Genomic DNA, 8879 nt, shown 5'->3' with positions numbered 1-8879 from the left:
CCCGTCCGAGACAGGTGGTGAGGGTGCTGGCGGTGATTTGGCAGGGGGAAAACATGCCCGGATTCTAACAGAGGGTAGGGGCTTGATCGTCCGGCAGGCGGCAGATCAGCATGATGTTGGCGAAGGGTTTGCCCTCGTTCATCGGCACCGTCGCAACGAGAAAACCCAGTTTTTCCAGCAACGCCACCCATTCGCTCAATGGACGACAGTAGAGCCGGGGCAGGCGGTGGCCGCGCACGAAGGTGACGGCATGATCGACCAGATTGCACAGATGAAACGGCAAGCCGGCGGCGGCATCGCCGACGCGGGTGAGAAACAGCCCGCCCGGCGTGAGCGCATCGCGGATACGCTGCAGCACGCTTTCCTGGTGGGCGAAATCAAAATAGTGCAGGGCATCCAGAATGGTCACGACTTCGACCCGGCCAAAATCGGCGGCATTCATGTCACCTTGTTCAATGCGCACGCTGGGATGATCGGTGCCAAATGCCTGCGCCGCGCGCGCCACGTCTTTGGGCATCAGCTCAACGCCGCGCAGCGCGCTGGGGGCCGGCGGCGGCGGCCAGTCTTCCGGCCAGATGCCGCGCTGGTGCAACGCGCGCGCCGCCAGCAACCAGGCGAACAAACTTCCCTGACCGCAGCCCAGATCGAGAAAACGCCCGGCCGGCGGCAAGATGCCACGGCGCAGCAATTCACGAAAAATACTGTCGGAGGACAGCTTGCCGCGCGTGTAGTGGTAGGCAAAGCGGCCGGCAGCGCGAAAGGGCTGACTGGCTTCATCGAGAAGCAAAGGCAAGAATTTTTGTGGTGTCATGGACAGGCGGCGTGCAGGGTGAGCGTGTGCAATCCCCGCTGCTGGAACAATTCGAGCAGCGCAGGCAGGGTTTCGAGTATGACCGCCCGCCCGCTGGCGCTGCGCGCTGCGTGGCCGTCGTGCATGAGCAGAATGTCGCCGGCCGCCAGGTTTTTCGTCAGGCGGGCGAGAACGGTCGCAGGATCGGCGCAGCGGGTGTCGTAAGGGCGGCGCGTCCAGCTCGCCAGCTGCAGATCCAGCCCGGCCAGCACCGGCTCCAGAAAAGGGTTGCGCAGACCGGCGGTGGCGCGGAAGAAACGCGGCACCTGGCCGCTGATGTCGGCCAGACTCGCCTGGGCCGCCGCAATATCGGCACGCAGGCGGCCGGGGCCGAAAAAGGCGAGGGTCTTGGCGTGGGCATCGCCGTGGTTTTCGATGCGGTGGCCACGCGCCACGATTTCCCGGCACAGGGCAGGATGCGCCCGCGCCCGGTGGCCGATGCAGAAGAAACTGGCGCGTGCGCCGCAGGCATCGAGCAGATCGAGCACTTGCGGGGTGACTTCCGGGTCGGGGCCATCATCGATGGTGAGTGCGACGGCATCCGGGTGCGCAGCGGGCAAGCGGACGAGGTTCGGCCCCAGGAGCGTCGAGCGCGGCAACAGGCCGGCAGCGGTGAGCACGGCGTGGTTGGCGGCGAGCGCGGCCAGCCAGGCAGGCCAGTGCTGCGGCGCACTCAAAAGCCCGACGGCGGCTGCACCATGCAGGGCAAAAGTCGCCTGCAGGGTGGGGGAAGCTTGCCAGCGACGAGGCATGATTCAAGCCTGACGCGGCGCGAAAATCGCGGCCAGGAGGAAAACAATCAGCGCCCCCGGGCCGACGGTGACGCCAATGGCCTTCAATACCGGCACCTGGGACAAGGCCAGGGTGCCGAAACCAATCGCCGTCGTCAGCGTGGCGATCAAAGTCGAATTGAGGGTGCCGGGATCATGCCTACCATCTTCGGCTAGATCGAAAAACAAGGAGTAATTCGAACCGACGGCGACGATCAGAAGCAAGCCGATCAAATGCAACAAATGCAGCGCTTGCCCGGCCAGATGCAAGAGTGCGACGACAAACAGCACGGCCAGCACCAGGGGCAGGGTGACGGTCATGAGCCGGCGCGGCTGGCGCAAAACCACGGCCAGCGTCAGGAAAATCGCTGCCACCCCCGCCAGGGCGAGCAAAATGGCTTCATCCAGATAACTGGCGTACAGGGCATCGAATTCGCCCTTCATGTCGACGAACAGCGCATCGCTGCCGGAAAGCGCGGCGCGCACGCGTTCCACGGGAATGCTCAACTCGGCGGTGACGGCCGGACGCAAGGGCAACAATACGCTCCAGCCATGTTCGTTATGCAGGGTCAGGGCGCTGACCGCCAGCTCGAGATGACTGCCGGCCAGCGCTTCGCGTTGCAGCGCCGGCGCGGTGCGGGCCGCCGCGATGTCGTCGATGAAGGGTTGCAGGCGCTGCGCCGAGAGCGGCAGGCCGACGCTGGCAGCGGCCAGGCGGCGGCGCAGTTCGGCTGGCTCCGGCAAGGCAGCACGGCGGGCGGCCTGGGTGGCCAGGCTGGGCAGGAAACGGGTGGGCGTGTCGTAGCCCGCCAGCGTGCCATCTGCCACCAGCGGGTCGAGACGGGCGGCCGCCCGCTCGGCGGCCTGCAAGACACTTTCCTGATCGGCCGCGCGTACGACGACGAAATAACGCGAATCGGCAGTACCCAGGTCGCTGCGCAATTCACCATCGGCGTGCGCCTCGGCCATGCTGACGGTGCTCAGGGCGGAAATGTCGGCCTGCCACAAGCTCTGCCGCTCAACGACGATATAGCCCAGCGCCACCAAGGCCAGCGCCAGCACCGGCCAGCGCACACGCGGCAAGGCGTGAATCCAGTTCAACGCCAGCGGCGGGCGTTCCGCCAGGCGGCCGGGCAGGGTGCCGGCCAGGTCCGGCAAAATATAACGCGCCACCAGAGCCGCGGCGACAACTCCGGCAATCGAATACAGGCCAAGCTGCGCCAAACCCGGAAAACCGGAAAACAGCAGGGCCGCGAAACCAAAGACCGAGGTCAGCACACCGAGACGCACCGTCGGCCAGAATCGCTGCCGCCAAACCGCCACGCCGCTGCGGCCGGACTGCACGAAATAATAGGTGGAATAATCGACCGCCTCACCAATCAGCGCCGCACCAAAACCCACGGTAATACCGAACACCGTGCCATAGGCCAGAGCCACCGCCAGCACCCCCGCGACCACACCGCTGAGAATGGGCAGCAGGCTGAGCAGAATCAGGCGGGCCGAGCGATAAACGGCAAACAGCACGGCAAAAATCGCCAACATGCTGATCAGGGTCAGGCGCTGGATGTCGTCCTTGATGGTGGCCCGCGCATCGACGGCAAACTTGCCCGGCCCAGACAAGCTGAGCGCAAAATCGCCGCCGAACTGCGGGGCCAGGGCCGTAAATGCCGCCTTGAATGCGACCAGAGCGGCTTCCTGACCGTCGGTATCCGAACCCAGCGCCCGCGTTTGTGCCAGCAATACCGCCCGTTCGCCGTCGGGCGACACCCACACGCCGTGGCGGCTGGCCGGCTGCGCGCTGGCCTGGAGCTGACGGATCAAGGTTGGCAATTCGCCGGTCGGATCGCGCGTCAAATAGGGCTTGAACAAGGCCCCCAGCGGCGACAACAGAAAATCGACACTGTCCGTGATGGCCGCACGCAGGCCCGCCTCGCTAAAGCGTTCCGGCCTTACTGCCGGGCTGAGGACATAGCGATGCGCCAGCAACAGGTCACGGTCGCGCTCCAGACTTTCCTGCACCCCGTTCTCCACCGAGATGAAATGCTGCGTCTGCAACAGCCGTTGGCGCAGGGCTTGTGACAGCTCAGCGCGGCGCGGCGCATCACCGCCTTGAATCGCCGCCATGAGCAGGCGGGTCACTGCCCCTTCCCGGATCTGGTCGACCAGTACCTGTTGCTCCGGCGTCGGCTCGCTGGGCAGGAAAAAGCTCATGTCGGCGTTGAAACGCGCCTGGCTGTAGATCAGCCACAGGCCGGCAGCCATTGCCGCCAGCCAGATCAGGGCGCTTTTCAGGGCGGGGCGCATCACTGCCCTCCGATTGGCTCGATGCGCAATTCGCTGCGATCACCATCGGCCTGCAGATATTCAATGGCCCGCAGCTGCCCGCGCGAACCCTGCACCGTGATGCGCAGCACCAGTTCGGCCATTTTCATGTCGCGCGGCAAGAGGGTCAGCGTCCATTGGTCCAGCCGGCCGGCAAGGTGGAGGCTGTAATTCTGTTCCAGCGCCTGCCGGTTGCCAGCGAGGATGCCGCGAATGCTGTCGATGAAGGCCAGCGCCTGGGGCTGGCTGGCCAGATCGATGCTGAGCGTCTGGCGATCCCGCTGCAGGCTGAGGCGATTGCCCTCCAGCAGCAGGGTTTCCTGCTTTGGCGACAGAGTCCGTTTTTCCAGACGTCCGGGCGGGGTATAGCTCATCTCGCCGCGCGCCACCAGCGGTTGGTCGAGCACCGCAAGATGTTTGGTTTCGACAAAGCGCGCCTTGCCGCCCGGATGGGCGACCAGATGGCGCATCAAATCGCCCAGATCAAAAGCGGCCGCCGGCAACGGAAAAAGGCAGACAAAAAGACAACACAGCAGGGCGCGGCGCATCAGGAGGTTTTCCAGAAATCGTAAAAATTGAACCAATTGTAGGGCGTCTGCCGGCAATGCTGGCTCAGACGCTCGGCGTAACGTTCGATGGCGGCGTGCATGGCCGCTTCGCGTTCGCTCGCTGCCACCCGGGAAAAATCGGCCAAGGGTTCGAGATGAATACGGTAACGCCGCCCGCCAAGATACAGCGCCACCATGAAAAACACCGGCCGACGCAGCAGGGCGGCGACTTTCCACGGCCCGAGCGGAAAAGCCGCCGCCTGACCAAGAAAGGGTGCGAGATGCTTGGGATCCTCTCCCAGACCACGATCCGCCAGCATACCGACGAGATGCCCGGCATCCAGGCGGTCACGGGCGGCGAGCATGGAATCCGGCTGGCCCAGCGGCAGAATGTCGTTCTGTGCCGCCGGATTAATGGCCGCCAGCACCTGAGCGATTTTGCGCGCATTGTCGGGGTGCATGAGCATGGCAACCGCCAGGCCACCGCGCTCGCGCCCCAGCACGCGCAGGGCTTCGAAACTGCCCAGATGGGCCCCAATCAACAAGGCACCGGGCTGCTCGGCGAGCGCTGCATGCAGGATTTCGGCACCGTACACCTCGATGTCGAATTGATCGGTCCGGCCATTGAGAAAATAAATGCGGTCGTGAATGGTGCTGGCAAAAGCCAGAATGTGACGAAAATGATCGCGCCAGCCGGGGGTTCGCCCCAGTGCGCGCTGCAGATACGGACGGCTGGCCTGGCGCGCGCGCGGTGCGAACAGGGTGAAATACAGGGCGATGCCATAGAGCACCAGGCGGCTCAAGCGCCGGCCAAAACTCAGGGAAATCCACACCATCAAGCGGAGGGTGGGCAAATTGCTGCGCTCCCGCTGGGTACGCCAGGCGGCTTTGCTACTCATGGCGCGGCAACCGCCTGCAATTTGCCAATGGCAACGCTATCGCCATCTGCCGTGACGGTAAAAGCAATACTCCCACGCGCATCGGGCGTCAGCGTAAATTGCAACTGCGCCCCGGGACCAACCGGGCGCAAAAACTTGCTGTGCGCAATTTGCCAGCGGCGCGCCGGCTGCATGTGCTGCGCGCACAACAGCGCCTGATCGAGGATGAGCACCCCCGGCACGATGGGCCGCCCGGGGAAATGCCCGGCAAAGACAGGGTGATCGACCGCCACCTGCCAGCTATGGTGATAGACCTGCTCACTCATGGAGAGCCTGCTGATAGAGGGTTTCCAGCGCCTGCTGAGTGAGCTTGCCGGTGCTGTTACGCGGCAAAACCTCGAGCAGACGTAATGGGCGCGGCAAAAAAACGGCATCGATGCGTGGGCGCAGCGCCGCCAGCAAATCCTGCGGCGACAGCCCGGGCGCGACGACGAATGCCGCCAGCCGCACGACATGCTGCCCGGGACCTCCGGCCGGCAGGTAAAACGCCGCGTCGCGCACCCCAGGAATGGCGCTGATCTGGTGATTGAGCCACGCCAGCGAGGTGCGTTTGCCCGCCACGTTGACTGTGTCGGCATGCCTCCCGAGCAGCGCAAAACGCCCATCCGCCAGCTGCTCGATCCGGTCCCCCAGAGGCACCCGCCCTTCGACATGGCGGCCGCTGGCGAAAATCTGGCCGGCAGTCTCTGCCAAGCACACCCCCGCCAGCAAGGTCCACGCCGTCTCCTGTGTCGGACGGCGACTGGCCAGCTGGCCGCTTTCCGTCGACCCATAAATTTCCAGCAGGGGCGCGCCCAGCACGGCCTCGGCACGCGCCGCCAGCTCTGGCGTCAGCGGTGCGGTTGCAGACACGCAGCCCTCAAGCGCCGGAATGTCGATGCCGGCATCGAGCAGGGCGGCCAGATGAAACGGTGTCGTCAGCAGACAGCGCGGTCGAGGGACGGCGGCCAGTGCGGCGGCGATGTCCTGCGGATAGAAGGGCTTGCCCGCCCAGAACGGCGAGGCGGCCTGCAGGGCAGGCAAGAAGCTCGATTCAAAACCGTAGCTATGCTGCGCCGGCACGGTGGCCACGATGCTGTGCGGCGTCTGCGCCCAACCCAGCGCCTGGGTGCCGGCCTCGACGTTGGCGACCAGCTTGCCCCAGGTTTTGCGTTGTGCCTGCGGCCGGCCGGTGGAACCTGAGGTAAACAGGATCGCCACCACCCGGTCGACGGAAATCTGCGGTGGTTGAGTGACCCCGTCCAGCTGGGCAAGACTCAGGTCGGGCAGCGGAAAATCATGCAGCGCCGAGGGCAGCACACTGTCGTCGCCATCGCGCAGACACAGGCTACCCGGGTAATCGGCGGCAACTTCGGCGAGCGTTTCATACGCGTGCGACGCCGGCTGCAGACTCACCGCATTGCATAAAAGACCGGCCACAAAACCCAAGGCGAAGTGATAGCGGTCGGCACACAAGTTAACGATACCGCCCCCTGGAGCCAGCAAGGGCGACAGGTGCTGCGCGAGCAGTGTCGCCTCGGCCAGCAAGCGGCGGCAGCTCACCGGTTCGACCACCCCACCGGACACACTGCGCCAAGCGACGAGCGCATCGAGATCAGCGCCGGAAAAAAGCGGCAAGACAGCCTGTGCAGTCATGAGCGAGGACGTGAATCGGATTGCGCGCTGCGGTAAGCACGGATCGAAGCGAATAAGCCGGCGCGCTCTTCCGGCAACAACACCTGCCGGCGCAAGAGCAATTCACCGATGAAAAATAGCGCCACCAGCGGCCAGGTGAGCAAATTGGCATGTATCGACCAAATCGCACGCGGCGCAAGAAAGAAAAGCAGCGTGGAAATCAGCGCATTGGCAACGAGAAAAAGGCTCCAGGCCGCCGTGACTTGCCGCGTATAGCGTTCGTGCAAGAACGACAAGGGGGCACTGTGCAACTGGCGGGCGATGCGGGTGATCAACGCATCGCCACCGGTAAACAAACTACGGCCAAAAAGCCAGGCCAAGCCCAGGTGCATACCCAGGTGTTGCAGGTAATAAAGCCAAGCGACATCCGCACGCAAATGCGGCCAGAGCAGGAACAACAGGGTGCCGAAGCCAGCCGCCAGCAAACCGCGCCCAAACCAGCCCAGCGGACGGGCCACGACGACGGCAAAAAACACCAGCGGCAAACAGCCCAGCGCCGTATTGAAATCGGCCGGGCCATGTCCGGCACTGGCGTAATGCGCCGCCACGGCCCAGGCCGCGCACAGCAGCAGCACGGCCAGACCGCGCCAGAATTTAGCCTGGCGACTCGGCATTACTGCGTGCGCTGGCTGGCAATATGTGCCGTCAAGGCGCGCAGAGAAGCAAAGATACGAGTGTTGTCAGCATTGTCCGAGCGCAGCTGGAAGCCGTAACGCTTGGAGATGACCAGGGCGATTTCCAGCACATCGATGGAATCCAGCCCGAGGCCATCACCAAAAAGCGGCGCATCGGGCGCGATCTCGTCTGCCGTCACTTCGAGGTTGAGCGCTTCGACGATCAGTTGGGCGATTTCCGGCAGCAAGGCAGCAAGGGTTTCCGGCGTGGGGGCAGTAGACATGGGCAATCCGTGAGATCAGGGGGCGGCGCGCAAAGCAAGAACGGCGTTGCTGCCACCAAAGGCAAAGGAATTCGAAAGGGCGGCGCGCAACGGTCGGGCGCTGGCCTGGCTCAGATGTTCGACCCCGGCACAAGCCGGATCGAGAGCGTCCAGGTGCGCCGTGGGCGGGGCAATTTGCTGGCGTAGGGCCAGAACGGTGACGATGGCCTCGATGGCACCGGCGGCACCAAGCAAGTGACCATGCATGGATTTGCTGGCGCTGACGGCAAGCCTCTTGGCATGGGGGCCAAACACCTGCCGCAGCGCCTCGATTTCGACCGGATCACCTTCGGCGGTAGCCGTACCGTGCGCATTGACGTAATCGACATCGGCAGCGCTCAGCCCGGCATCGGCCAGCGCCGCATGCAAGGCGCGCACCTGCCCGGCGGCTTCCGGCTTGACCAGATGGCTGTGATCGCAACTCGTGCCATAACCGGCGATTTCGCCGTAGATGCGGGCGCCACGGGCGAGGGCATGTTCCCACTCTTCCAGGACCAGGGCCGCCCCGCCTTCACCGAGCACCAGACCCCGCCGTTCGGAGGAAAACGGGCGGCAGGCCTGCGCCGCAGTTTCCGCATTGCCCGGTGCCAGCACGCGCAAGGCCTCCCAGGCGCGGGCCACACCATAAGCCTGGGGCACGTCGGAGCCGCCGGTGAGCATGACCTCGGCCTCGCCCGAACGCACCCGGCGGAAGGCTTCGCCAATCGCCACCGCCGACGAGGCGCAGGCCACCGTATGGCTGATGCTCACCCCGCCCAGGCCCAGCTGGATCGAGATATGGGCATTGGCGGCGTTATTCATGCCGAGCACCACGGCCAGCGGCGACAGGCGCTCGCGCCC

General features: G+C 64.8%; 10 protein-coding genes. All 10 read right to left on the bottom strand.

Going from position 1 to position 8879, the window contains the following annotated elements; genetic code table 11:
* Window positions 1-64: 64 nt before the first annotated feature.
* Window positions 65-811: a methyltransferase domain-containing protein gene (locus tag ACM62Q_RS12590; protein ID WP_415037112.1), complete on the bottom strand. Its 747-nt coding sequence runs from the start codon at window positions 809-811 to the stop codon at window positions 65-67.
* Entirely contained in the window at window positions 808-1602 is a 795-nt protein-coding gene (locus ACM62Q_RS12585) for a polysaccharide deacetylase family protein (protein ID WP_415037110.1), read from the bottom strand. The genes ACM62Q_RS12590 and ACM62Q_RS12585 overlap by 4 nt, the downstream gene beginning before the upstream one ends.
* Window positions 1603-1605: 3 nt before the next feature.
* Window positions 1606-3924, bottom strand: a complete 2319-nt coding sequence (locus ACM62Q_RS12580) for an MMPL family transporter (RefSeq protein WP_415037108.1) — start codon at window positions 3922-3924, stop codon at window positions 1606-1608.
* Entirely contained in the window at window positions 3924-4490 is a 567-nt protein-coding gene (locus tag ACM62Q_RS12575; protein WP_415037106.1) for a LolA family protein, read from the bottom strand. Before ACM62Q_RS12575 ends, ACM62Q_RS12580 begins: the two co-directional genes overlap by 1 nt.
* Window positions 4490-5389, bottom strand: a complete 900-nt coding sequence (locus ACM62Q_RS12570) for an acyl-CoA synthetase (protein ID WP_415037104.1) — start codon at window positions 5387-5389, stop codon at window positions 4490-4492. Before ACM62Q_RS12570 ends, ACM62Q_RS12575 begins: the two co-directional genes overlap by 1 nt.
* Window positions 5386-5694 carry a 3-hydroxyacyl-ACP dehydratase FabZ family protein gene (locus ACM62Q_RS12565; RefSeq protein ID WP_415037102.1) on the bottom strand — a complete coding sequence of 103 codons (309 nt, stop codon included), beginning with the start codon at window positions 5692-5694 and terminating at the stop codon, window positions 5386-5388. Before ACM62Q_RS12565 ends, ACM62Q_RS12570 begins: the two co-directional genes overlap by 4 nt.
* Complete coding sequence (locus tag ACM62Q_RS12560) at window positions 5687-7063, bottom strand: AMP-binding protein (protein ID WP_415037100.1); 1377 nt, start codon at window positions 7061-7063, stop codon at window positions 5687-5689. The genes ACM62Q_RS12565 and ACM62Q_RS12560 overlap by 8 nt, the downstream gene beginning before the upstream one ends.
* Window positions 7060-7716, bottom strand: coding sequence for a hypothetical protein (locus ACM62Q_RS12555; protein WP_415037098.1), 657 nt, complete (start codon window positions 7714-7716; stop codon window positions 7060-7062). Before ACM62Q_RS12555 ends, ACM62Q_RS12560 begins: the two co-directional genes overlap by 4 nt.
* On the bottom strand, window positions 7716-8000 hold the full coding sequence (locus ACM62Q_RS12550) for a phosphopantetheine-binding protein (protein WP_415037096.1): 285 nt from the start codon (window positions 7998-8000) through the stop codon (window positions 7716-7718). The genes ACM62Q_RS12555 and ACM62Q_RS12550 overlap by 1 nt, the downstream gene beginning before the upstream one ends.
* 15 nt (window positions 8001-8015) lie before the next feature.
* The coding region (locus ACM62Q_RS12545) for a beta-ketoacyl-[acyl-carrier-protein] synthase family protein (protein WP_415037094.1) at window positions 8016-8879 on the bottom strand (864 nt) is incomplete at its 5' end.

Source organism: Azonexus sp. (assembly GCF_047638095.1).
Lineage (GTDB): Bacteria > Pseudomonadota > Gammaproteobacteria > Burkholderiales > Rhodocyclaceae > Azonexus.
This window is presented reverse-complemented; position numbering and strand designations above follow the sequence as displayed.

Bases quoted from the DNA above. Each gene is read 5' to 3' on its own strand.
- ACM62Q_RS12550 (WP_415037096.1), bottom strand. From the start codon at position 8,000: ATGTCTACTGCCCCCACGCCGGAAACCCTTGCTGCCTTGCTGCCGGAA.
- ACM62Q_RS12585 (WP_415037110.1), bottom strand. From the start codon at position 1,602: ATGCCTCGTCGCTGGCAAGCTTCCCCCACCCTGCAGGCGACTTTTGCC.
- ACM62Q_RS12565 (WP_415037102.1), bottom strand. From the start codon at position 5,694: ATGAGTGAGCAGGTCTATCACCATAGCTGGCAGGTGGCGGTCGATCAC.
- ACM62Q_RS12560 (WP_415037100.1), bottom strand. From the start codon at position 7,063: ATGACTGCACAGGCTGTCTTGCCGCTTTTTTCCGGCGCTGATCTCGAT.
- ACM62Q_RS12580 (WP_415037108.1), bottom strand. From the start codon at position 3,924: ATGCGCCCCGCCCTGAAAAGCGCCCTGATCTGGCTGGCGGCAATGGCT.
- ACM62Q_RS12555 (WP_415037098.1), bottom strand. From the start codon at position 7,716: ATGCCGAGTCGCCAGGCTAAATTCTGGCGCGGTCTGGCCGTGCTGCTG.
- ACM62Q_RS12570 (WP_415037104.1), bottom strand. From the start codon at position 5,389: ATGAGTAGCAAAGCCGCCTGGCGTACCCAGCGGGAGCGCAGCAATTTG.
- ACM62Q_RS12590 (WP_415037112.1), bottom strand. From the start codon at position 811: ATGACACCACAAAAATTCTTGCCTTTGCTTCTCGATGAAGCCAGTCAG.
- ACM62Q_RS12575 (WP_415037106.1), bottom strand. From the start codon at position 4,490: ATGCGCCGCGCCCTGCTGTGTTGTCTTTTTGTCTGCCTTTTTCCGTTG.